Annotated in this window: 17 protein-coding genes and 1 other annotated feature; all 17 genes read left to right on the top strand. The window is 39.7% G+C overall.

Translation table 11 applies throughout. From position 1 onward, the window contains the following. The first annotated feature begins 5 nt into the window (after positions 1-5). Positions 6-866, top strand: a complete 861-nt coding sequence (gene tehB, locus CJ239_RS00770; protein ID WP_102210202.1) for an SAM-dependent methyltransferase TehB — start codon at positions 6-8, stop codon at positions 864-866. A gap of 397 nt (positions 867-1,263) precedes the next feature. Continuing rightward, positions 1,264-5,751: a SasC/FmtB family protein gene (locus CJ239_RS00765; protein ID WP_102210201.1), complete on the top strand. Its 4,488-nt coding sequence runs from the start codon at positions 1,264-1,266 to the stop codon at positions 5,749-5,751. Positions 5,752-6,200: 449 nt separating this feature from the next. Continuing rightward, the gene (locus CJ239_RS00755) at positions 6,201-7,154 is read left to right on the top strand and encodes a competence protein CoiA (protein WP_102210199.1); all 954 of its coding nucleotides are present in this window, start codon (positions 6,201-6,203) and stop codon (positions 7,152-7,154) included. 18 nt (positions 7,155-7,172) lie between these two features. Then, entirely contained in the window at positions 7,173-8,975 is a 1,803-nt protein-coding gene (pepF, locus tag CJ239_RS00750) for an oligoendopeptidase F (RefSeq protein ID WP_102210198.1), read from the top strand. Between the two features lies 1 nt (position 8,976). Beyond that, positions 8,977-9,690, top strand: a complete 714-nt coding sequence (locus CJ239_RS00745; protein WP_102210237.1) for an O-methyltransferase — start codon at positions 8,977-8,979, stop codon at positions 9,688-9,690. A 66-nt stretch (positions 9,691-9,756) separates the two neighbouring features. Further along, positions 9,757-10,695 carry a peptidylprolyl isomerase PrsA gene (gene prsA / locus CJ239_RS00740; protein ID WP_102210197.1) on the top strand — a complete coding sequence of 313 codons (939 nt, stop codon included), beginning with the start codon at positions 9,757-9,759 and terminating at the stop codon, positions 10,693-10,695. 160 nt (positions 10,696-10,855) lie between these two features. Next, positions 10,856-12,079: a cell division peptidoglycan polymerase FtsW gene (ftsW, locus tag CJ239_RS00735; RefSeq protein ID WP_102210196.1), complete on the top strand. Its 1,224-nt coding sequence runs from the start codon at positions 10,856-10,858 to the stop codon at positions 12,077-12,079. A gap of 24 nt (positions 12,080-12,103) precedes the next feature. Further along, positions 12,104-14,800 carry a phosphoenolpyruvate carboxylase gene (gene ppc / locus CJ239_RS00730; RefSeq protein ID WP_102210195.1) on the top strand — a complete coding sequence of 899 codons (2,697 nt, stop codon included), beginning with the start codon at positions 12,104-12,106 and terminating at the stop codon, positions 14,798-14,800. Between the two features lie 95 nt (positions 14,801-14,895). Further along, positions 14,896-15,113, top strand: a binding site (T-box leader). A 76-nt stretch (positions 15,114-15,189) separates the two neighbouring features. Beyond that, a complete protein-coding gene (locus tag CJ239_RS11915; protein ID WP_000695828.1) occupies positions 15,190-15,336 on the top strand; it encodes a hypothetical protein in 147 nt (48 codons plus the stop codon). A 41-nt stretch (positions 15,337-15,377) separates the two neighbouring features. Next, positions 15,378-16,373, top strand: coding sequence for a tryptophan ABC transporter substrate-binding protein (trpX, locus tag CJ239_RS00725; protein WP_000792150.1), 996 nt, complete (start codon positions 15,378-15,380; stop codon positions 16,371-16,373). A 75-nt stretch (positions 16,374-16,448) separates the two neighbouring features. After that, complete coding sequence (locus CJ239_RS00720; protein WP_102210236.1) at positions 16,449-17,315, top strand: ABC transporter permease; 867 nt, start codon at positions 16,449-16,451, stop codon at positions 17,313-17,315. Then, positions 17,312-18,070, top strand: coding sequence for an ABC transporter ATP-binding protein (locus CJ239_RS00715; RefSeq protein WP_102210194.1), 759 nt, complete (start codon positions 17,312-17,314; stop codon positions 18,068-18,070). Before CJ239_RS00720 ends, CJ239_RS00715 begins: the two co-directional genes overlap by 4 nt. Before the next feature lie 193 nt (positions 18,071-18,263). After that, entirely contained in the window at positions 18,264-20,024 is a 1,761-nt protein-coding gene (dnaG, locus tag CJ239_RS00710; RefSeq protein WP_219716959.1) for a DNA primase, read from the top strand. Between the two features lie 2 nt (positions 20,025-20,026). Beyond that, positions 20,027-21,136 (top strand): RNA polymerase sigma factor RpoD, encoded by a 1,110-nt coding sequence (rpoD, locus tag CJ239_RS00705; protein WP_004259586.1) that lies wholly within the window; start codon positions 20,027-20,029, stop codon positions 21,134-21,136. Between the two features lie 14 nt (positions 21,137-21,150). After that, positions 21,151-21,480 (top strand): metal-sulfur cluster assembly factor, encoded by a 330-nt coding sequence (locus tag CJ239_RS00700; protein ID WP_033683522.1) that lies wholly within the window; start codon positions 21,151-21,153, stop codon positions 21,478-21,480. A gap of 114 nt (positions 21,481-21,594) precedes the next feature. Continuing rightward, positions 21,595-22,638: an alpha-galactosylglucosyldiacylglycerol synthase gene (gene cpoA, locus CJ239_RS00695; RefSeq protein WP_180958178.1), complete on the top strand. Its 1,044-nt coding sequence runs from the start codon at positions 21,595-21,597 to the stop codon at positions 22,636-22,638. 15 nt (positions 22,639-22,653) lie between these two features. Continuing rightward, the gene (locus tag CJ239_RS00690; protein ID WP_102210193.1) at positions 22,654-23,979 is read left to right on the top strand and encodes a glycosyltransferase family 4 protein; all 1,326 of its coding nucleotides are present in this window, start codon (positions 22,654-22,656) and stop codon (positions 23,977-23,979) included. Positions 23,980-23,986 lie beyond the last annotated feature (7 nt).

The raw sequence follows: 23,986 nt of genomic DNA, 5'->3' as shown, positions 1-23,986 counted from the left end.
TGGAAATGGAAAAATTAGTTGCCTATAAACGCATGCCACTGTGGACTAAAGAAACTATGCCTGAAGCTGTTCAGCAGAAACACAATACCAAGGTCGGGACTTGGGGCAAGATTACTGTTGTAAAAGGAGTTCTCAAGTTTATTGAGTTGACCGAAGAAGGGGAAGTTCTAGCTGAGCACCTTTTTGAAGCAGGGGCAGATAATCCCATGGCGCAACCTCAAGCTTGGCACCGAGTGGAAGCTGCCACAGACGATGTAGAATGGTATTTGGAATTTTATTGTAGACCTGAGGACTATTTCCCTAAGAAATACAATACCAATCCTGTTCATTCAGAGGTCCTAGAGGCTATGCAGACAGTAAAACCAGGGAAGGCTTTGGATTTGGGCTGTGGTCAGGGTCGCAATTCCCTCTTTCTAGCCCAGCAAGGTTTTGATGTGACAGCTGTGGATCAAAATGAACTGGCTCTTGAAATCTTGCAAAGCATTGTGGAGCAGGAAGATTTGGACATGCCTGTTGGTCTTTACGATATCAATTCAGCCAGCATTGGGCAAGCCTATGATTTTATTGTATCGACAGTTGTTTTGATGTTTTTGCAAGCAGACCGCATTCCTGCAATTATCAAAAATATGCAGGAGAAAACCACTATTGGTGGCTACAATCTTATCGTCTGTGCCATGGACACGGAGGATTATCCTTGCTCAGTGAACTTCCCATTCACATTTAAAGAGGGAGAATTGGCAGACTATTACAAGGACTGGGAATTGGTCAAGTACAATGAAAATCCAGGCCATTTACACCGTCGCGATGAAAATGGCAATCGTATTCAACTACGTTTTGCGACCATGCTAGCTAAGAAAATCAAGTAAATATGTTATGGAGAGTCTGGGACAAAAAGATTTTGATTTTAGGAATTATTTATTATAAATTTTTAAAATCGATAGATTAGATAAAAAGCGAATAAGATCGAATACTGAATGTTAGATAACTCGTTTTGTTCGCTTTTTATATTTAAGGTTAGACTTTTGTCCCAGACTCTTTTAAAAATGCCAAATGTTATAAAAACGTAATATTTCTGACTATATAATTTTTATTTCAAGAATCGCTATAATTATAGAATAAAAGCAGTTTTATGCGTATATATATATATATATATACGCATAAAAATTATAATAGATTAGAAAATATAAAAAGGTGGCTATTGAATTATTAGAGTAAAAGTGTATTATAAGATATGATACAAATATTTATTTTGGAGGAAATTAGATGTTTCATAAAGGTAAACACGATCGTGAAAAGCAATTACGTTTTTCTATTCGTAAGGTCAGCTTTGGTGCAGCTAGTGTCGCAGTAGCTGCATTGTTCATGTTTTTAGGAAATGGGGCAGTATCTGCTGCAGAGCAAAGTGTGCCTTCAACTAATGGGGAGACTCAGGCACCGCAACCTAAAGAACCGAATGCTCAGAATGGGACCTACGAAGGGAATACAGTAGCCACTAGTCCTGCTGCAACAGTAGAGACAAATACTCAACCTTCAACAGTTGAAAATAGTCCTTCTCCAGAATCAGCACCTCAGAAGGTGGAGACTCTAGATAAGAAAGAATTAACAGATTTAATCAAAGAAATTGATGGAAAGTTTGCTAAAGGAACCTATGCTACTAAGACAGAAGAAAGCGTTAACAATCTTAGAGCTGTCTTAGAAGAAGCAAGAACTGATCTAAGCACTGCAACAACTAAAACTGAATTAACTGCAGCATATAGAAAGTTAATTACAGCAACATCAAAATTGCAAACAAAATCTGAAAAGAAAAAAGAACAAGCGGTAGATAATACAAGTGACAAAGGAAGCAAAAGCCCAAAAAATGCCAGCGCTGAAAAGCCTTTGGAGTCTAATTCTATTGCAAACTCAGGTTCTAGAGATGAACGTAATGGAAAAGCGTTGGATACAAATAATCCATTCCGTACAGGTACAGATGCAGCTCCTAGTACATCAGCAAGCACAGATCCGCTAGCTGCAAATGAACATGGTGTTAGCATCATCAATGGTAATTTCTCAGATACAACATTAGGAGCAGAGTTACCAACAGCAACGTCACCTATAGCTTCAACTATTGTAGAATTATCTAAATTAAAAGGTTGGAATGCTGTAGATTCAAGTACAAATAAAGTGTTGCTTATTTGGGCTGCTAAAACAGGAAATTATGAGTCTGCCCTTCCAGGACCGAAAACAAATATCGCAGCAGTCCTGTCTGTATATAATGAAAGAGGTAATGGTGGAACACCAAATACAGAATACGGACCGATTTACCAAGATATAGATGTTGTTCCTGGTCAGGAAGTAATTGTTAGCTATCGTTCTCAAAGTATTGGTCAAACTACTGGGATAAATGGTGCGAAATTAATAGTAAAAGATGCAAATACAGGTACTAAAATAGCAGAGGATAGAGCTAATTATCAAGGTTATCCTTTAGGAGAGTTTTCAAAAATTGTTAATGTTCCTGATGGGGTAACAAAACTTCGTCTCCAATTTGAATCAATTAACAATCGAAGTCATGATGAAGCAAATACTCACAGAACGCCTGATGGTATATATGCTGGTGCTAGTGTAAGTAATGTACGAGTAGGTAGTGGAGCTTATGTTGTACCTACTGTTACTGAAACAAGTTTTTCTAAAACAGCTGTTTCTGCTACTGCACAAAAAGTTACAGTTAGAATTCAAGCAAGACTTGAAAATAAAGGTGAAGCAACTTCAACAAGCCCAGTTTATTCTTTGGCAATTCCAGAGGGAGCAAGATTAGCAAGTTATGATAGATCTAAAATTGTTCCTACTACTACTACTGGAAATCAATTATCTATGCGTGTTAACTCAGTAAGACCGAAATCTTCTCAAGAGTTTTGGTACGAATTAGAACTTCCTGCAACAAAAGCTGAAACATTTGTACTGAATCCGACAGTCACTTATCAAACAAATGGCAATTTGATTTCAGGAACAACAGTTGCGACTACTAAAAAAGAAGGTGTTATAACATCACCTGCTCAAACTGTAACAGTCAATATGTATAAAGCTGATTTGCAAGCGGAAGCAGCAAAAGCAGCAGCTTTAAATCAAAGTGATTACACACCTGAAGCATGGGCTGCTTATCAAGCAGAAGTAGCTAAGGCTCAAGCGATTTTGAACGAAGAAACAAATAATGTAGAAATAGCAAATCGTAAAAATCAAGCGGATATTAATGCACAGACACTTCTTTTACAAAAAGCAAAAGCAAAATTAGATCTAGAAAAAGCAGCGCAAGCAGAGAAAGCAGCCATCGCAGCAGACAATAGCTTAACAGCAGCTCAACGTACAGCAAAAGAAAAAGAAGTAGATACTAAGAAAACAGAAGAAGAATCTAAGATTACAGCAGCCGACACAGCAGATGCAGTAGAAGCAGCGAAAACAGCAGGTGTAACAGCCATCGAAGGCGTGCACACACCAGGTAACTTAGATACTGTAAAAGAAGCAGCCAAAGCAAGCTTAGCAGAAGCAGCGAAAGCCGAAAAAGCAGCCATCGCAGCAGACAATAGCTTAACAGCAGCTCAACGTACAGCAAAAGAAAAAGAAGTAGATACTAAGAAAACAGAAGAAGAATCTAAGATTACAGCAGCCGACACAGCAGATGCAGTAGAAGCAGCGAAAACAGCAGGTGTAACAGCCATCGAAGGTGTTCACACACCAGGAAACTTAGATGCTGTTAAAGAGAAAGCCCTAGAAGCAATCCAAACAGCGTCAGAAACTAAGATTGCTTCAATTGATAAGAATGCTAAATTGTCAGACGCTGAAAAAGCCGCAGCGAAAGCTGAAGTAGCGCAAGCCGCTATCGCAGCTGTAAATGCTATCAATGAAGCGAAAGATCAAGATGGAGTAGACAGCGCTCAAACTACAGGAACAACAGCAATTAACGCAGTAAATCCAGTAGGTAAAGAGAAAGCCCTAGAAGCAATCCAAACAGCGTCAGAAACTAAGATTGCTTCAATTGATAAGAATGCTAAATTGTCAGACGCTGAAAAAGCCGCAGCGAAAGCTGAAGTAGCGCAAGCCGCTATCGCAGCTGTAAATGCTATCAATGAAGCGAAAGATCAAGATGGAGTAGACAGCGCTCAAACTACAGGAACAACAGCAATTAACGCAGTAAATCCAGTAGGTAAAGAGAAAGCCCTAGAAGCAATCCAAACAGCGTCAGAAACTAAGATTGCTTCAATTGATAAGAATGCTAAATTGTCAGACGATGAGAAAGTAGCAGCGAAAGCCGAAGTAGCGAAAGCAGCAATCGCAGCCGTAAATGCTATCAATGAAGCGAAAGATCAAGATGGAGTAGACGGCGCTCAAACTACAGGAACAACAGCAGTAGAAGCAGTAAATCCAGTAGGTAAAGAGAAAGCCCTAGAAGCAATCCAAACAGCGTCAGAAACTAAGATTGCCTCAATTGATAAGAACGCTAAATTGTCAGACGCTGAAAAAGCCGCAGCGAAAGCTGAAGTAGCGCAAGCCGCCATCGCAGCTGTAAATGCTATCAATGAAGCGAAGGATCAAGCAGGAGTAGACGGCGCTCAAACTACAGGAACAACAGCAGTAGAAGCAGTAAATCCAGTAGGTAAAGAGAAAGCCTTAGAAGCAATCCAAACAGCGTCAGAAGCTAAGATTGCCTCAATTGATAAGAATGCTAAATTGTCAGACGATGAAAAAGCAGCAGCGAAAGCTGAAGTAGCGCAAGCCGCCATCGCAGCCGTAAATGCTATCAATGAAGCGAAGGATCAGGCAGGAGTCGACGGCGCTCAAACTACAGGAACAACAGCAGTAGAAGCAGTAAATCCAGTAGGCAAAGAGAAAGCCCTAGAAGCAATCCAAACAGCGTCAGAAACTAAGATTGCCTCAATTGATAAGAACGCTAAATTGTCAGACGATGAAAAAGCCGCAGCGAAAGCTGAAGTAGCGCAAGCCGCCATCGCAGCCGTAAATGCTATCAATGAAGCGAAGGATCAAGCAGGAGTGGACGGCGCTCAAACTACAGGAACAACAGCAGTAGAAGCAGTAAATCCAGTAGGCAAAGAGAAAGCCCTAGAAGCAATCCAAACAGCGTCAGAAGCTAAGATTGCCTCAATTGATAAGAACGCTAAATTGTCAGACGATGAGAAAGCCGCAGCGAAAGCCGAAGTAGCGCAAGCCGCCATCGCAGCTGTAAATGCTATCAATGAAGCGAAGGATCAAGCAGGAGTGGACGGCGCTCAAACTACAGGAGTTAAAGCAATTGAAGCAGTAAATCCAGTAGGTACAAGCAGTACGAATAGCGCAGGCAACGGTATTACACCACCAACTGTAGAAGTCCCAGCTTATACAGAACCAGTAGGCACAAGTAGTACAGATGGTGAAGGCAATGTTATTATTCCACCAACTGTAGAAGTCCCAGCTTATACAGAACCAGTAGGCACAAGCAGTACAGCTGGTGACGGCAAGGTAGTTACGCCATCAACAGCAGAAGTCCCAGCCGGTAGTGTGAATGGTATTTCAGAAGAAATGCCAGCTCAGCCACATAAGGACGGCAGTGCTAATGAAATGTCAGATGGAACTCCAGTATCTGAAACTACAATAAATAAAGATCGACAACTTCCAAATACTGGTACAGCAGACTCTACAGTAGCTATGGTAGCAGCTGCAGCAAGTGCAGTACTTGGACTTGCTCTTGCAGGCCGTCGTCGTAAAGAAGACGAAGAAGCATAATTTATATATGAGTTAATCTAATCTTTTAGTAAAATTTGTATTTGATTTTATAGCTTATATAGAATTCCTTAAAAAAACTCTCCTAGTAGTCCATTGATTGCTAGGAGATTTTGGTTATTTGTCAATTATATAGGGTATTGAAACTGGAATAGTAGGACATGACTTCTGAAGCATTGTTAGAAATTAATACTCTTCGAAAATCTCTTCAAACCACGTCAGCGTCGCCTTACCGTACTCAAGTAAAGCCTACGGCTAGCTTCCTAGTTTGCTCTTTGATTTTCATTGATTATAATTTGACTTTCCTAATCTCTTTGTTCACATCTTATTTCAATATACTATAATTCCCCAATCAATTTGTTTATATTTTATTTCAATTTACTATACTTTTCTTCTATAATTAAAAATACGATTATTAATTTTTACGAATAATATAGAAAAGGAGGGAAATCATGTTTGTTGCGAGAGATGCTAGGGGACAGTTGGTAAATGTGTTAGAGGATAAGCTTGAGAAGGAAGAATATACCTGCCCAGCTTGTGGAGGTCAGCTCCGTTTGCGTCAAGAATCAAGTGTACGGACCCATTTTGCCCATAAATCTTTAAAAGACTGTGATTTTTCATTTGAAAATGAAAGTCCAGAACACCTAGCCAATAAGGAATCCCTCTATCACTGGTTGAAAAAAGAGGCAGAGGTACAATTAGAGTACCCGCTTCCAGAGCTTAAACAGATTGCGGATGTATTTGTAAATGGCAATCTAGCTTTAGAGGTTCAATGTAGTCCCTTGCCACAAAAACTTCTTAAAGAGCGTAGTAAGGGCTATCGTAGTCAGGGTTACCAAGTACTGTGGTTGCTGGGTCAAAAACTGTGGCTCAAGGACCGTTTGACTCGTCTGCAACAAGGTTTTCTCTATTTCAGTCAAAACATGGGCTTTTATATTTGGGAATTAGACAAGGAAAAACAGCTTTTAAGGCTTAAATATCTCATACACCAGGATCTTCGAGGCAAACTCCATTATCAGATTAAAGAATTTCCCTATGGTCAAGATAGTCTACTGGATATATTACGTCTTCCCTATAAGAAACAAAAAATATCTCATTTTACAGTTTCTGAGGACAAGGACATCTGTCGCTATATCCGACAACAGCTTTATTATCAAAATCCCTTTTGGATGAAAGAACAAGCAGAAGCCTATCAAAAGGGAGAAAATCTTCTGACTTATGGGCTCAAAGAATGGTATCCACAAATTCGACCAATAGTGGGCAAATTTTGCCAAATTGAGCAAGATTTGACTAGCTATTATCAGCACTTTTACACCTATTACAAAGAAAATCCTCAAAATGATTGGCAAAAGCTCTATCCACCAGCCTTTTATCAGCAATATTTCTTGAAAAATATGGTAGAATAGAAAGGATGGAGGAATCTAATGGTATTACAAAGACATGAAATAAATGAAAAAGATACATGGGATCTATCAACGATTTACCCAACTGACCAGGCTTGGGAAGAAGCCTTAAAAGAGTTAACAGAACAATTGGAGACAGTAGCCCAGTATGAAGGTCATCTCTTGGATAGTGCGGATAGCCTACTCGAAATCACTGAATTTTCTCTTGAAATGGAACGTCAGATGGAGAAGCTTTACGTTTATGCTCATATGAAAAATGACCAAGACACACGTGAAGCCAAGTATCAAGAGTACTACGCCAAGGCAATGACTCTCTACAGCCAGCTAGACCAAGCCTTTTCATTCTATGAACCTGAATTTATGGAAATTAGTGAAAAGCAGTATGCTGACTTTTTAGAGACTCAACCAAAGTTGCAGGTTTATCAACACTATTTTGACAAGCTTTTACAAGGTAAGGCTCATGTTCTTTCACAACGTGAAGAAGAATTATTAGCTGGAGCTGGGGAAATCTTTGGTTCGGCAAGTGAAACCTTCGCTATTTTAGATAATGCAGATATTGTCTTTCCATTTGTTAAAGATGAAGATGGTAACGAAGTACAATTATCACATGGCGTTTATATGCGCTTGATGGAGTCTAAAAACCGTGAGGTGCGTCGTGGTGCCTATCAAGCCCTTTATGCAACTTATGAGCAATTCCAACATACTTATGCTAAAACCTTGCAAACAAATGTTAAGGTTCAAAACTATCGTGCCAAAGTTCGCAACTACAAGAGTGCTCGTCATGCAGCCCTAGCGGCAAATTTTGTTCCAGAGAGTGTTTATGACAATTTGGTGGCAGCAGTTCGCAAGCACTTGCCACTCTTGCATCGATACCTTGAGCTTCGTTCAAAGATTTTGGGGATTTCAGACCTCAAGATGTACGATGTCTACACACCGCTTTCATCTGTTGAATACAGTTTTACCTACCAAGAAGCCTTGAAAAAGGCAGAAGAGGCCTTGGCAGTCTTGGGTGAAGATTATTTGAGCCGTGTTAAACGGGCCTTTAGCGAGCGTTGGATTGATGTTTATGAAAATCAAGGCAAGCGTTCAGGTGCCTACTCTGGTGGTTCTTACGATACCAATGCCTTTATGCTTCTAAACTGGCAGGACAATCTAGACAATCTCTTTACCTTAGTCCATGAAACTGGTCACAGTATGCATTCAAGCTATACTCGCGAAACGCAGCCTTATGTTTATGGAGATTACTCTATCTTCTTGGCAGAGATTGCATCAACTACCAATGAAAATATCTTGACGGAGAAATTATTGGAAGAAGTGGAAGATGATGCAACGCGCTTTGCTATTCTCAATAACTTCCTAGATGGTTTCCGTGGAACAGTTTTCCGCCAAACTCAATTTGCTGAGTTTGAACACGCCATTCACCAAGCGGATCAAAATGGTGAAGTTTTGACAAGCGATTTCTTAAATAAACTCTACGCAGACTTGAACCAAGAGTATTATGGATTGAGCAAGGAAGACAATCCTGAAATCCAATACGAGTGGGCACGTATTCCACACTTCTACTATAACTACTATGTATACCAATATTCAACAGGTTTTGCAGCAGCCTCAGCTTTGTCTGAAAAAATTGTTCATGGTAGTCAAGAAGACCGTGACCGCTATATCGACTACCTCAAGGCTGGTAAATCTGACTACCCACTTAATGTCATGAGAAAAGCTGGTGTTGATATGGAGAAGGAAAACTACCTCAACGATGCCTTTGCAGTCTTTGAACGTCGTTTAAATGAGTTTGAAGCCCTTGTTGAAAAATTGGGATTGGCATAAGATGGTTGAATCGTATAGTAAAAACGCCAACCATAACATGCGTCGTCCTGTTGTCAAGGAAGAAATTGTGGACTTGATGCGCCAGCGCCAAAAGCAAGTCACAGGTTCTTTGAAAGAATTGGAAAACTTTGCTCGTAAGGAAAATATTCCCATCATCCCCCATGAAACGGTTGCTTATTTCCGTTTTCTCATGGAAACCATGCAGCCTAAAAATATTCTGGAAATTGGTACGGCTATCGGTTTTTCAGCTCTCTTGATGGCGGAACATGCGCCAAATGCCAAGATTACAACCATTGATCGCAATCCAGAGATGATTGGTTTTGCTAAGGAAAATTTCGCCCAGTTTGACAGTCGCAAGCAAATCACTCTCCTAGAGGGAGAGGCGGTAGATGTCTTATCAACCCTGACAGAGTCCTATGATTTCGTCTTTATGGATTCTGCTAAGTCTAAATACATCGTCTTTTTGCCAGAAATTCTCAAACACTTGGACGTTGGAGGTGTGGTTGTCTTGGATGATATTTTCCAAGGTGGTGATGTTGCCAAGGACATTATGGAAGTCCGTCGTGGCCAGCGAACCATTTATCGAGGCCTTCAAAGACTATTTGATGCAACCTTAGACAATCCAGGACTAACCGCAACACTAGTACCTCTGGGGGACGGCATCCTCATGCTTCGTAAAAATGTAGCAGATGTTCAATTACCTGACGGCGAATGATTTTCAGAATAATTTAAGAAAATATAGTAAAATAGATAGGGTAACACTTATCTCAAAGGAGTAAACATGAAGAAAAAACTATTGGCAGGTGCCATTACACTATTATCAGTAGCAACTTTAGTAGCTTGTTCGAAAGGTTCAGAAGGAGCAGACCTTATCAGCATGAAAGGGGATGTCATCACAGAACATCAGTTTTATGAGCAAGTGAAGAGCAATCCTTCAGCTCAACAAGTGTTGTTGAACTTGACCATCCAAAAAGTGTTTGAGAAACAATATGGCTCAGAAGTAGATGACAAAGAAGTCAACGATACTATTGCCGAAGAAGAAAAACAATATGGTGAGAACTACCAACGTGTCTTGTCACAAGCAGGTATGACCCTTGAAACACGTAAAGCTCAAATTCGTACAAGTAAATTGGTTGAGTTGGCAGTTAAAAAAGCAGCAGAAGCTGAATTGACAGATGATGCCTATAAGAAAGCCTTTGATGAGTACACTCCAGATGTGACTGCTCAAATCATTCGTCTTGATAATGAGGATAAAGCGAAAGAAGTCCTCGAAAAAGCCAAGGCAAGTGGTGCAGACTTTGCTCAATTAGCCAAAGATAACTCAACTGATGAGAAAACTAAAGCGAATGGTGGAGAAATCACCTTTGATTCTGCTTCAACAGAAGTACCAGAACAAGTTAAAAAAGCTGCTTTTGCTTTAGATGTAAATGGTGTTTCTGATGTGATTAAAGCCACTGGCACACAAGCCTATAGTAGCCAATATTACATTGTAAAACTCACTAAGAAAACAGAAAAATCATCTAATATCGATGATTATAAAGAAAAATTAAAAACGGTTATCTTAACTCAAAAACAAAACGACGCAACATTTGTTCAAAGCATTATCGGAAAAGAATTGCAAGCAGCTAATATCAAGGTCAAAGACCAAGCCTTCCAAAATATCTTTACCCAATATATCGGTGGTGGAGATTCAAGCTCAAGTAGTTCATCAAAAGAATAAAACAGAAAAGAGCCAAGTGCTCTTTTTTCTTATGAGAAAATCTTTTATCTTAAGGATAAGAGTTTTTTTCTTTCGGAAAAAATGGTATAATAGCAATCAAAACTAGAAAATAAACGGAATTTGGGAATCATTTTTTTGTTCTCATTAGATTGGTGATACTATGAAGATTAGTAAGAGGCACCTATTAAACTATTCTATCCTAGTTCCTTACTTACTTTTATCTATTTTGGGCTTGATTGTAGTCTATTCTACAACCAGTGCCATTCTTATCGAAGAAGGTAAAAGTGCCCTGCAATTAGTTCGAAGTCAGGGAATGTTTTGGGGCTTTAGTTTAATATTGATTGCCTTGATATATAAGCTGAAACTAAATTTTTTAAGAAAAGAACGACTTTTATTTATTGTTATGTTTATTGAGCTAATTCTATTAGCTCTGGCTCGCTTAATTGGTACGCCAGTTAATGGAGCCTATGGTTGGATATCAGTAGGACCTTTGACCATTCAGCCAGCTGAGTATTTGAAGATTATTATCGTCTGGTACTTGGCTCAACGTTTTTCAAAACAACAGGATGAAATTGCTGTTTATGATTTCCAAGTTTTAACTCAAAATCAATGGATTCCTCGTGCTTTTAATGATTGGCGCTTTGTCCTCTTGGTAATGATAGGAAGTCTGGCTATTTTCCCAGATTTGGGGAATGCTACTATCCTAGCTTTGGTTGCCTTGATTATGTATACAGTTAGTGGGATTGCTCATCGTTGGTTTATAGCCTTTATCGGTCTTTTGTTTGGGGTTTCGGCTCTTTCCTTAACAGCTATTGATATGATAGGGGTTGATAAGTTTTCAAAAGTTCCAGTATTTGGATATGTGGCTAAACGTTTCAGCGCCTATTTTAATCCCTTTGCTGATTTGGCAGGAGCTGGTCACCAACTCGCAAATTCCTATTTTGCCATGGTCAATGGTGGATGGTTTGGTCTAGGTTTAGGAAATTCAATCGAAAAACGTGGCTATCTACCAGAGGCCCATACAGACTTTGTATTTTCAATTGTCATTGAAGAATTTGGATTTGTAGGAGCCAGCTTGATTTTAGCCCTTGTCTTTTTCCTAATTTTGCGAATTATCCTAGTCGGTATTCGTGCTAAGAATCCCTTTAATTCCATGATGGCAATTGGAGTTGGAGGTATGATGTTGGTACAGGTCTTTGTCAATATCGGTGGAATTTCTGGTATTATTCCTTCGACAGGAGTAACCTTCCCCTTCTTATCGCAAGGAGGAAACAGTCTCCTGGTCTTATCTGTAGCCATCGCCTTTGTCTTAAATATTGATGCAAGTGAAAAACGTGCCCAATTATATGAGGAGTTAGAAACTCACTCATCAAACTATATGTAGAGTTGATAGTGGAAAGGATTACCTATGTCTCTTCAAAAATTAGAAAACTATAGTAATAAAGCTGTCGTGCAAGAAGAAGTATTGATTTTAACAGAATTGTTAGAAGATATCACCAAAAACATGCTTGCCCCAGAGACTTTTGAAAAAATCATGCAGTTGAAGGAATTGTCAACTCAAGAAGATTATCAAGGCTTGAACCAATTAGTTACTAGTCTGTCAAATGATGAAATGGCTTATATTTCACGCTATTTCTCTATCTTGCCCCTTTTGATTAATATTTCAGAAGACGTGGATTTAGCCTATGAAATCAACCACCAAAATAATATCGATCAAGATTATCTTGGTAAATTATCAGCAACGATTAAAATGGTTGCAGAAAAAGAAAATGCGGTTGAAATTCTAGAACACTTGAATGTTGTCCCTGTTTTGACAGCCCATCCAACACAAGTGCAACGTAAGAGTATGTTGGATTTGACCAATCATATCCATACCCTCTTGCGTAAGTATCGTGATGTGAAATTAGGTCTGATTAATAAGGAAAAATGGCATAATGATCTCCGTCGTTATATTGAGATTATCATGCAGACAGATATGATTCGTGAAAAGAAATTGAAAGTAACCAATGAAATCACGAATGTTATGGAATACTACAATAGTTCATTCCTGAAAGCTGTTCCTCATTTGACTGCTGAGTACAAGCGTCTGGCTAAAAAACATGGCTTAGAGTTGAAACATCCTAAACCAATTACCATGGGAATGTGGATTGGTGGAGACCGTGATGGAAATCCCTTTGTTACAGCAGATACCTTGAAGAAATCTGCCATGACCCAGTGTGAAGTCATCATGAACTACTACGATGAAAAGATTTACCAACTTTATCGTGAGTTCTCTCTCTCAACTAGTATTGTCAATGTCAGCAAACAAGTCAGAGAAATGGCTCGTCAATCTAAGGATAACTCTATCTACCGTGAAAAAGAGCTTTACCGCCGTGCCTTGTTTGATATTCAATCAAAAATCCAAGCAACAAAAACCTATCTGATTGAGGATAAGGAAGTTGGGGCTCGCTATGAAACAGCTAATGATTTTTATAAGGATTTAATTACTATTCGTGATTCCCTCTTGGAAAATAAGGGTGAAGCACTGATTTCTGGTGATTTTGTTGAGCTGATTCAGGCAGTTGAAATTTTTGGTTTCTATTTGGCATCCATCGACATGCGTCAAGATTCTAGTGTTCATGAGGCCTGCGTAGCAGAACTCTTAAAATCAGCAGGAATTCATTCTCATTATAGCGAACTCAGTGAAGAAGAAAAATGCCAGCTTCTCTTGAAAGAATTGGAAGAAGATCCACGTATTCTTTCTGCTACTCATGTTGAAAAATCAGAGTTACTTGAAAAAGAATTGGCTATCTTTAAGGCTGCTCGTAATTTGAAAGATAAGTTGGGTGATGATGTTATTCGTCAGACTATCATTTCACATGCAACCAGCGTATCAGACATGCTGGAATTGGCAATCTTGCTAAAAGAAGTAGGGTTAGTTGATAAAGAAAGAGCCCGTGTCCAAATCGTTCCTCTCTTTGAGACAATTGAGGACTTGGACCACTCGGAAGAAACCATGAGAGAATACCTTTCTCTTGGTCTAGCTAAGAAATGGATTGCTTCACGTAATAATTACCAAGAAATCATGCTTGGTTACTCTGATAGTAATAAAGATGGTGGTTACTTATCATCATGTTGGACCCTCTACAAGGCTCAACAACAATTGACTGCTATTGGAGATGAATTTGGCGTTAAGGTTACCTTCTTCCACGGCCGTGGTGGGACTGTCGGTCGTGGTGGTGGACCAACTTATGAAGCTATTACCTCTCAACCGCTCAAGTCTATCAAGGATCGTATCCGTTTGACGGAGCAGGGTGAAGTAATTGGCAATAAATACGGTAACAAAGATGCTGCCTATTATAACCTTGAAATGTTGGTTTCAGCAGCTATTAACCGTATGATTACTCAGTGGAAGAGTGATACTAATACCTCAAATCGCTATGAGGCTATTATGGATCAAGTAGTGGACCGTAGTTATGATATTTACCGAGACCTAGTCTTTGGGAATGAACACTTCTATGATTATTTCTTTGAGTCAAGTCCTATTAAGGCCATTTCCAGCTTTAATATCGGTTCTCGTCCAGCTGCTCGTAAGACTATTACAGAAATCGGTGGTTTGCGTGCCATTCCTTGGGTCTTCTCATGGTCACAAAGTCGCGTCATGTTCCCTGGTTGGTATGGTGTCGGATCAAGCTTCAAGGAGTTTATCGATAAAAATCCAGAGAATATCGCTATCTTACGAGATATGTACCAAAATTGGCCTTTCTTCCAATCTCTCCTTTCAAATGTAGACATGGTCTTGTCAAAATCTAACATGAATATTGCTTTTGAATATGCTAAGTTATGTGAAGATGATCAAGTGAAAGCTATTTATGATACTATTTTAGACGAATGGCAATTAACGAAAAATGTTATCCTAGAGATTGAAGGGTATGACGAATTATTAGCTGAAAATCCATATCTGAAAGCAAGTTTGGATTACCGTATGCCATACTTTAATATCCTCAACTATATCCAGTTGGAGTTGATTAAACGACAACGTCGAGGAGAATTGTCAAGCGATCAAGAAAAATTAATCCATACAACCATCAACGGAATTGCGACAGGATTGCGTAATTCGGGTTGATACCGATCAAACTTCCTCTTTTCTATAGGGGAAGTTTTTGATATTTCAAAAAAATACCAAAAGAGTCTTGACAAGTAATTGAAAAATGATATAATTTAACCATTCAGAAAAGTAGTCATACAAACTTTTTAGAGAGTCTGTGGTAGCTGAAAACAGATAAGTGGTGATGATGAAAATTGGGCTGGATGTTATTTAGAATTTGAAATCATAAAAATTCGGTGAGCACACCTTACAGTGCATCTCGTTATTGCGAGACTGAGCGATAGGGAAATTCCCTGTAATTGAGGTGGTACCGCGCATCGACGTCCTCACACAAGTTTTTTGTGTGAGGACTTTTTTGATGGAGGTTAGTATGGAAAGAAAACGATGGCGTCGCTTGTTTATACTCAATGAAAATCAAAGTACAAACTAGGAAGCTAGCCGCAGGTTGCTCAAAGCACTGCTTTGAGGTTGTGGATAGAACTGACGAAGTCAGTAACCATAGCTACGGCAAGGTGAAGCTGACGTGGTTTGAAGAGATTTTCGAAGAGTATTAGATAAGTAAAGTATTTTAAAGGAATAAAAAAGGAGAAATAGAATGAAAAATAAACGTTTAATTGGAATTATCGCTGCATTAGCAGTCTTAGTAGCAGGAAGCTTGATTTACTCTTCAATGAATAAACCAGAAGCTAAGAATGAAAAGAAAGTTGCCAAAGTTGGTGTCCTTCAGTTTGTGAGCCATCCATCTCTTGACTTGATTTATAAAGGGATTCAAGATGGACTTGCAGAAGAAGGATATAAAGATGACCAAGTTAAAATTGATTTTATGAACTCAGAAGGTGACCAAAGTAAGGTTGCGACAATGAGTAAACAGTTGGTTGCAAATGGCAATGATCTTGTAGTTGGTATTGCTACACCAGCTGCTCAAGGTTTGGCAAGCGCCACAAAAGACCTACCTGTTATCATGGCCGCTATTACAGACCCAATCGGAGCTAACTTGGTCAAAGATTTGAAAAAACCAGGCGGCAACATTACAGGGGTGTCTGACCACAATCCAGCTCAACAACAAGTTGAACTCATTAAGGCTCTTACACCAAATGTGAAAACAATCGGAGCTCTTTACTCAAGTAGCGAAGACAATTCAAAAACACAGGTCGAAGAATTTAAGGCTTATGCTGAAAAAGCAGGTTTGACAGTAGAAACATTTGCAGTTCCTTCAACAAATGAAATTGCTTCAACAGTCAACGTTATGACTAGCAAGGTCGATGCTATCTGGGTTCCAATCGACAACACAATCGCATCTGCATTTTCAACAGTTGTATCAAGCAACCAATCAGCTAAAAAACCAATCTACCCAAGCGCAACTGCCATGGTAGAAGCTGGTGGTTTGGCATCAGTTGTAGTTGACCAACACGACCTTGGTGTGGCAACTGGTAAAATGATTGCGCAAGTCTTGAAAGGTGCAAAACCAGCTGATACTCCAGTTAATGTCTTTTCAACTGGTAAATCAGTAATCAATAAAAAATTGGCACAAGAGTTAGGTATTACTATTCCTGAATCTGTTCTAAAAGAAGCAGGACAAGTGATCGAATAATCTGTAATGGAGGAGTTGGGGACATCTCCTCCAATTTTTTACAATAGAAATCATATAGAAAAGGTTAAGAAACAGATGATATTATCTATTATTTCTCAAGGATTTGTCTGGGCTATTTTAGGTCTGGGGATCTTTATGACATTTAGGATTTTGAACTTTCCAGATATGACGACAGAAGGTTCTTTCCCTCTTGGGGGAGCTGTTGCTGTCACTCTGATAACCAAAGGTGTAAATCCCTTTTTAGCGACTCTTGTTGCTGTTGGAGCAGGTTGTTTGGCTGGAATGGCAGCAGGACTTCTTTATACAAAAGGGAAGATCCCAACCTTGCTCTCAGGGATTTTGGTAATGACTTCCTGTCACTCTATCATGCTATTGATTATGGGACGTGCAAATTTAGGACTGCTTGGAACCAAGCAAATTCAGGATGTCTTGCCTTTTACTTCAGATTTGAACCAACTATTGACAGGTCTTATCTTTGTCAGTCTTGTCATTGCTCTCATGCTCTTTTTCTTGGACACCAAACTCGGACAAGCCTATATTGCTACAGGTGACAATCCTGATATGGCTAGAAGTTTTGGAATTCATACTGGGCGCATGGAGCTCATGGGTTTGGTCTTATCAAATGGTGTGATTGCCCTTGCAGGAGCTCTCATTGCCCAGCAAGAAGGCTATGCTGATGTATCTCGAGGAATAGGGGTTATCGTTGTAGGTCTTGCAAGTTTGATTATTGGGGAAGTTATTTTCAAGAGTTTGAGTTTGGCAGAGCGCTTGGTTGCCATCGTTGTGGGTTCTATCGCCTATCAATTCTTAGTGTGGGCAGTTATTGCGCTTGGATTTAACACAAGCTACCTTCGTTTGTACAGTGCCGTGATTTTAGCAGTCTGCCTCATGATTCCTACATTTAAGCAAACAATCTTGAAAGGAGCCAAGTTAAGCAAATGACAGCAATTGTAGAATTAAAAAATGCAACCAAAGTTGTTAAAAATGGCTTTGATGAAGAAAAGATTATTTTAAATGATGTTTCCTTAGAAATTTTTGAACAGGATTTCATCACGATTTTAGGTGGAAATGGGGCTGGGAAATCAACTCTCTTTAACACTATTGCAGGAACCTTATCCTTAACCAGTGGGACTATTCGTATTTTAGGTGAAGATGTTACCAAGTTTTCACCAGAGAAACGAGCTAAGTATCTGTCTCGTGTTTTCCAAGATCCCAAGATGGGGACAGCCCCTCGTATGACGGTAGCTGAAAATCTTTTGATTGCCAAGTTTCGTGGTGAAAAACGCGGACTGTTTCCGAGACGTCTGGCTAGCTACAAGGATGAATTTCAGACAACCATTGAAAAAGTGGGAAATGGTCTTGAGAAACACTTGAATACACCGATTGAGTTCTTGTCAGGTGGACAAAGACAAGCCTTGAGTCTCTTGATGGCAACCTTGAAGCGACCTGAGTTGCTCTTGCTAGATGAACATACTGCAGCCCTTGATCCAAAGACCAGTGTGTCCCTAATGGAATTGACAGATGAATTTGTTAAGAAAGATCAGCTGACAGCCCTTATGATTACTCATCATATGGAAGATGCTCTCAAATACGGCAATCGCTTGATTGTCATGAAAGAAGGACGGATTATCCAAGATTTAAACCAAGAAGAAAAAGCAAAGATGAAGATTTCAGACTACTATCAATTATTTGAATAGATAATCTCTATTTTCATCAAGAATTGTGAAGCAAAACTTAGAGGCACGGAAGTGTTTCTGAGTTTTTTATCTTCTCTTGAAATCTAAAAAATGAGGCAAAGATAATTACGGAAAGTGTATGAAATGGTTTACTTTTTTTCAGAAATAAAGTATACTATATAAAGTAAACTATGATAACATGGAGGTATTGTGTATGGTTGACAAAAAAGTCATTGAAGAAATCAAAAACAATGCCAACATTGTGGAAGTCATAGGAGATGTGATTTCTTTACAAAAGGCAGGACGGAACTATCTTGGGCTCTGTCCTTTTCATGGTGAAAAAACACCTTCTTTCAACGTTGTAGAGGACAAGCAGTTTTACCACTGTTTTGGTTGTGGTCGCTCGGGTGATGTCTTTAAGTTCATAGAGGAGTACCAAGGGGTTCCCTTTATGGAGGCTGTCCAAATCTTAGGTCAGCGTGTCGGGATAGAGGTAGAAAAACCGCTTTATAATGAACAGAAGCCTGTTTCGCCTCACCAAGCTCTTTATGATATGCATGAAGATGCTGCCAAATTTTATCATGCTATTCTCATGACAACGACTATGGGGGAAGAGGCCAGAAACTACCTCTATCAACGTGGTTTGACAGATGAAGTGCTCAAACATTTTCGGATTGGTTTAGCGCCTCCAGAACGAAACTATCTCTATCAACGTTTGTCTGCTCAGTATCGTGAAGAGGATTTTCTAGATTCAGGACTGTTTTATCTCTCTGATGCCAATCAATTTGTAGACACCTTTCACAATCGCATTATGTTTCCCCTTACAAATGATCAGGGAAAGGTCATTGCCTTCTCAGGTCGTATCTGGCAGAAAACGGATTCACAAACTTCTAAGTATAAAAATAGCCGATCGACTGCAATTTTTAACAAAAGTTACGAATTATATCATATGGATAGGGCAAAAAAATCTTCTGGTAAAGCCAGTGAGATTTACCTCATGGAAGGGTTCATGGATGTTATTGCAGCCTATCGGGCTGGAATAGAAAATGCTGTGGCGTCTATGGGAACGGCCTTGAGTCGTGAGCATGTTGAGCATCTGAAAAGGTTAACCAAGAAGTTGGTTCTTGTTTACGATGGCGATAAGGCTGGACAGGCTGCGACATTGAAAGCCTTGGATGAAATTGGCGATATGCCTGTGCAAATCGTTAGCATGCCTGATAACTTGGATCCAGATGAGTATCTACAAAAAAATGGTCCAGAAGATTTGGCCTATCTATTAACGAAAACTCGTATTAGTCCGATTGAGTTTTACATTCACCAGTACAAGCCTGAAAATAGTGAAAATCTGCAGGCTCAGATTGAGTTTATTGAAAAAATAGCTCCCTTGATTGTTCAAGAAAAGTCTATTACTGCTCAAAACAGCTATATTCATATTTTAGCTGACAGTCTGGCGTCCTTTGATTATGTCCAGATTGAGCAGATTGTTAATGAGAGTCGACAGGCACAAAGACAGAATCGCATGGAAGGGATTTCTAGACCGACGCCAATCACCATGCCTGTCACCAAGCAGTTATCGGCTATTATGAGGGCAGAATCCCATCTACTTTATCGAATGATGGAATCCCCTCTTGTTTTGAATGATTACCGTTTGAGAGAAGATTTTGCATTTGACACACCTGAATTTCAGGTCTTATATGACTTGCTTGGCCAGTATGGCAATCTTCCTCCAGAAGTTCTAGCAGAACAGACAGAGGAAGTTGAAAGAGCTTGGTACCAAGTCTTAGCTCAGGATTTGCCTGCTGAGATGTCACCGCAGGAACTTAGTGAAGTAGAGATGACTCGAAACAAGGCTCTCTTGAATCAGGACAATATGAGAATCAAAAAGAAGGTGCAGGAAGCTAGCCATGTAGGAGATACCGACACAGCCCTAGAAGAATTGGAACGTTTAATTTCCCAAAAGAGAAGAATGGAGTAATAATGGCAACAAAACAAAAAGAAGTAACAACATTTGACGTACAAGTAGCAGAATTTATCCGCAATCATAAGCAAAAAGGGACAGCAACAGACGATGAAATTAATGCTAGTCTAGTCATTCCTTTTACCTTGGATGCTGATGGGATAGAAGATCTTTTGCAACGGATTCAGGATGCAGGGATTTCAATCACAGATAACGAAGGGAATCCAAGTGCGCGTGTTCTTAGTGCAGAAGAAGAGCCAGAACTCAGCGACGAGGACTTGATTGGTTCAACTTCGGCTAAGGTAAACGACCCTGTCCGTATGTACTTGAAAGAAATTGGTGTCGTTCCTCTCTTGACCAATGAAGAGGAAAAAGAATTGGCACTAGCAGTTGAAGCTGGCGATATCGAAGCTAAACAACGTCTTGCGGAAGCCAACCTTCGTTTGGTTGTTTCCATTGCCAAACGCTATGTCGGCCGTGGTATGCAGTTCCTTGACTTGATTCAAGAAGGAAACATGGGCTTGATGAAGGCAGTTGACAAGTTTGACTATTCTAAAGGATTCAAGTTCTCAACTTACGCAACTTGGTGGATTCGTCAGGCCATCACTCGTGCTATTGCGGATCAAGCTCGTACCATCCGTATCCCAGTCCACATGGTTGAAACTATTAATAAATTGGTTCGTGAACAACGTAATCTCCTTCAAGAATTGGGACAAGATCCAACGCCAGAACAAATTGCTGAACGTATGGATATGACCCCTGATAAGGTGCGTGAAATCTTGAAGATTGCCCAAGAACCAGTATCGCTTGAAACACCAATCGGTGAAGAGGATGATAGCCATCTTGGGGACTTTATCGAAGATGAAGTGATTGAAAATCCAGTGGACTATACAACTCGTATCGTCTTGCGTGAGCAGTTGGATGAGGTCTTGGATACTCTTACAGATCGTGAAGAAAATGTTCTACGTCTACGTTTCGGACTAGATGATGGGAAAATGCGCACCCTTGAAGATGTGGGGAAAGTCTTTAACGTAACCCGTGAGCGTATTCGTCAGATTGAGGCTAAAGCTTTGAGAAAACTACGCCAACCAAGTCGCAGCAAACCGCTTCGTGATTTTATTGAAGACTAAGAGTGAGGATAAATATGGCTTATACAGAAGAACAAATCGAAACTATCAAAACACGAATTTTATCAGCCTTGGAAGAAGTCATCGACCCTGAGTTGGGGATTGATATTGTTAATCTTGGTTTGATTTATGAGATTCGTTTTGACGGCGACACAGGACAAACAGAGATTGATATGACTTTGACAACTATGGGTTGTCCCCTAGCGGACCTTTTGACGGACCAGATTTATGATGCCATGACAGAGGTTCCAGAAGTAACTGATACTGAGGTTAAATTAGTCTGGTATCCAGCCTGGACCGTTGAAAAAATGAGTCGCTATGCACGCATTGCGCTAGGTATTAAGTAAACAGATAAAAGTATATGAGAGACCATTGGAAAAGCGAGGAAATTTCCCCTCTTTTCCTCTAGTCTCTCCTTTCTTTTGCTGATTTTATTCAAAGAAAATGATATAATAGTAGTTATGGAAAAAAAGAAATTACGAATCAATATGTTGAGTTCAAGTGAGAAAGTAGCAGGACAAGGAGTTTCAGGTGCCTACCGTGAATTAGTTCGTCTTCTTCACCGTGATGCCAAGGACCAATTGATTGTTACAGAAAATCTTCCAATCGAGGCAGATGTGACTCACTTTCATACAATTGATTTCCCCTATTATTTATCAACATTCCAAAAGAAGCGCTCAGGTAGGAAAATTGGCTATGTGCATTTCTTACCTGATACACTTGAGGGGAGTTTGAAAATTCCATTTTTCTTAAAGGGAATTGTTAAACGCTATGTATTTTCTTTTTACAATCGGATGGAGCACTTGGTGGTGGTCAATCCTATGTTTATAGAGGATTTGGTGGCCGCTGGTATTCCACGTGAAAAAGTGACCTATATTCCTAACTTTGTCAACAAGGAAAAATGGCATCCTCTTCCACAAGAAGAGGTAGCGAGACTGCGAACAGAACTTGGCGTTAGTGACAATCAGTTTATCGTAGTAGGTGCTGGTCAAGTCCAGAAACGCAAAGGGATTGATGATTTTATCTGTCTGGCTGAGGAATTGCCTCAGATTACCTTTATCTGGGCGGGTGGTTTCTCTTTTGGTGGTATGACAGATGGTTATGAACGCTACAAGAAAATGATGGATAATCCACCTGAAAATTTGATTTTTCCAGGTATCGTATCACCAGAGCGAATGCGTGAGTTGTATGCCCTAGCGGACCTTTTCTTGTTGCCTAGTTATAATGAGCTCTTCCCTATGACTATTTTAGAGGCTGCCAGTTGTGAAGCTCCGATTATGTTACGTGATTTGGATCTCTATAAGGTTATTTTGGAGGGAAATTATCGGGGGACAGCAGATAGAGAAGAGATGAAAGAGGCTATTTTAGAATATCAAGCAAATCCTGTTGCCTTAAAAGATCTCAAAGACAAAGCTAAGAATATTCCTAGAGAGTATTCTGAAGAGCATCTGTTACAAATTTGGTTGGACTTTTATGAGAAACAAGCCGCTTTAGGGAGAAAGTAAAAAGTGAGGTAATCTATGCGAATTGGTTTATTTACAGATACCTATTTTCCTCAGGTTTCTGGTGTTGCGACCAGTATTCGAACCTTGAAAACAGAACTTGAAAAGCAGGGACATACTGTTTTTATCTTTACGACGACAGATAAGGATGTTAATCGCTACGAAGATTGGCAAATTATCCGCATTCCAAGTGTGCCTTTCTTTGCTTTCAAAGATCGCCGCTTTGCCTATAGAGGCTTTAGCAAGGCGCTTGAAATTGCCAAGCAGTATCAGCTAGATATTATCCATACTCAGACAGAATTTTCTCTAGGCTTGTTGGGGATTTGGATTGCGCGTGAATTGAAGATTCCAGTTATTCATACCTATCACACCCAGTACGAAGACTATGTGCATTATATTGCCAAGGGGATGTTGATTCGTCCGAGTATGGTTAAGTATCTGGTCAGAGGTTTCCTTCATGACGTGGATGGGGTTATTTGCCCGAGTGAGATTGTTCGGGACTTGCTATCTGACTATAAAGTCAAGGTTGAAAAGAGGGTCATTCCAACTGGAATTGAATTAGCTAAATTTGAACGTCCAGAAATCAAGCAAGAAAATCTAAAAGAACTACGTAGTAAACTAGGGATTCAAGATGATGAAAAGATGCTGCTTAGTCTTTCCAGAATTTCCTATGAAAAAAATATTCAAGCAGTACTAGTAGCCTTTGCAGAAGTTCTGAGAGAGGAAGACAAGGTGAAACTGGTAGTTGCTGGGGATGGGCCTTATCTGGATGACCTCAAAGAGCAAGCCCAGAAACTAGAGATTCAAGATTCAGTCATCTTTACAGGCATGATTGCTCCTAGTGAGACGGCTCTTTATTATAAGGCGGCAGATTTCTTCATCTCTGCCTCGACAAGTGAAACGCAGGGTTTGACATATTTGGAAAGCTTAGCTAGTGGAACGCCTGTCATTGCTCACGGAAATCCTTATCTGGACAATCTCATCAATGACAAGATGTTCGGAACCTTATATTATGGAGAGAATGATTTGGCTGGAGCTATTTTAGAGGCTCTAATTGCAACACCAGATATGAATGAGCATAGCTTATCAGAGAAATTATATGAGATTTCAGCTGAGAACTTTGGAAAACGGGTGCATGAATTTTATTTGGATGCCATTATTTCAAATAATTTCGAGAAAGATTTAGCCAAAGATGATACGGTTAGTCAGCGTATCTTTAAGACAGTTTTGTATCTTCCACAACAGGTGGTTGCTGTGCCTGTAAAAGGTTCTAGACGGATGCTGAAGGCATCAAAAACACAGTTAATCAGCATCAGAGATTATTGGAAAAACAGTGAAGAATAGAAAGAGG

It is taken from the genome of Streptococcus sp. UMB0029, from assembly GCF_002871495.1.
GTDB lineage: Bacteria > Bacillota > Bacilli > Lactobacillales > Streptococcaceae > Streptococcus.
This window is presented reverse-complemented; position numbering and strand designations above follow the sequence as displayed.

Excerpts from the sequence above, each read along its gene's own strand:
- tehB (WP_102210202.1), top strand. The coding sequence starts at position 6 with ATGGAAAAATTAGTTGCCTATAAACGCATGCCACTGTGGACTAAAGAA.
- CJ239_RS00765 (WP_102210201.1), top strand. The coding sequence starts at position 1,264 with ATGTTTCATAAAGGTAAACACGATCGTGAAAAGCAATTACGTTTTTCT.
- CJ239_RS00755 (WP_102210199.1), top strand. The coding sequence starts at position 6,201 with ATGTTTGTTGCGAGAGATGCTAGGGGACAGTTGGTAAATGTGTTAGAG.
- pepF (WP_102210198.1), top strand. The coding sequence starts at position 7,173 with ATGGTATTACAAAGACATGAAATAAATGAAAAAGATACATGGGATCTA.
- CJ239_RS00745 (WP_102210237.1), top strand. The coding sequence starts at position 8,977 with ATGGTTGAATCGTATAGTAAAAACGCCAACCATAACATGCGTCGTCCT.
- prsA (WP_102210197.1), top strand. The coding sequence starts at position 9,757 with ATGAAGAAAAAACTATTGGCAGGTGCCATTACACTATTATCAGTAGCA.
- ftsW (WP_102210196.1), top strand. The coding sequence starts at position 10,856 with ATGAAGATTAGTAAGAGGCACCTATTAAACTATTCTATCCTAGTTCCT.
- ppc (WP_102210195.1), top strand. The coding sequence starts at position 12,104 with ATGTCTCTTCAAAAATTAGAAAACTATAGTAATAAAGCTGTCGTGCAA.
- CJ239_RS11915 (WP_000695828.1), top strand. The coding sequence starts at position 15,190 with ATGAAAATCAAAGTACAAACTAGGAAGCTAGCCGCAGGTTGCTCAAAG.
- trpX (WP_000792150.1), top strand. The coding sequence starts at position 15,378 with ATGAAAAATAAACGTTTAATTGGAATTATCGCTGCATTAGCAGTCTTA.
- CJ239_RS00720 (WP_102210236.1), top strand. The coding sequence starts at position 16,449 with ATGATATTATCTATTATTTCTCAAGGATTTGTCTGGGCTATTTTAGGT.
- CJ239_RS00715 (WP_102210194.1), top strand. The coding sequence starts at position 17,312 with ATGACAGCAATTGTAGAATTAAAAAATGCAACCAAAGTTGTTAAAAAT.
- dnaG (WP_219716959.1), top strand. The coding sequence starts at position 18,264 with ATGGTTGACAAAAAAGTCATTGAAGAAATCAAAAACAATGCCAACATT.
- rpoD (WP_004259586.1), top strand. The coding sequence starts at position 20,027 with ATGGCAACAAAACAAAAAGAAGTAACAACATTTGACGTACAAGTAGCA.
- CJ239_RS00700 (WP_033683522.1), top strand. The coding sequence starts at position 21,151 with ATGGCTTATACAGAAGAACAAATCGAAACTATCAAAACACGAATTTTA.
- cpoA (WP_180958178.1), top strand. The coding sequence starts at position 21,595 with ATGGAAAAAAAGAAATTACGAATCAATATGTTGAGTTCAAGTGAGAAA.
- CJ239_RS00690 (WP_102210193.1), top strand. The coding sequence starts at position 22,654 with ATGCGAATTGGTTTATTTACAGATACCTATTTTCCTCAGGTTTCTGGT.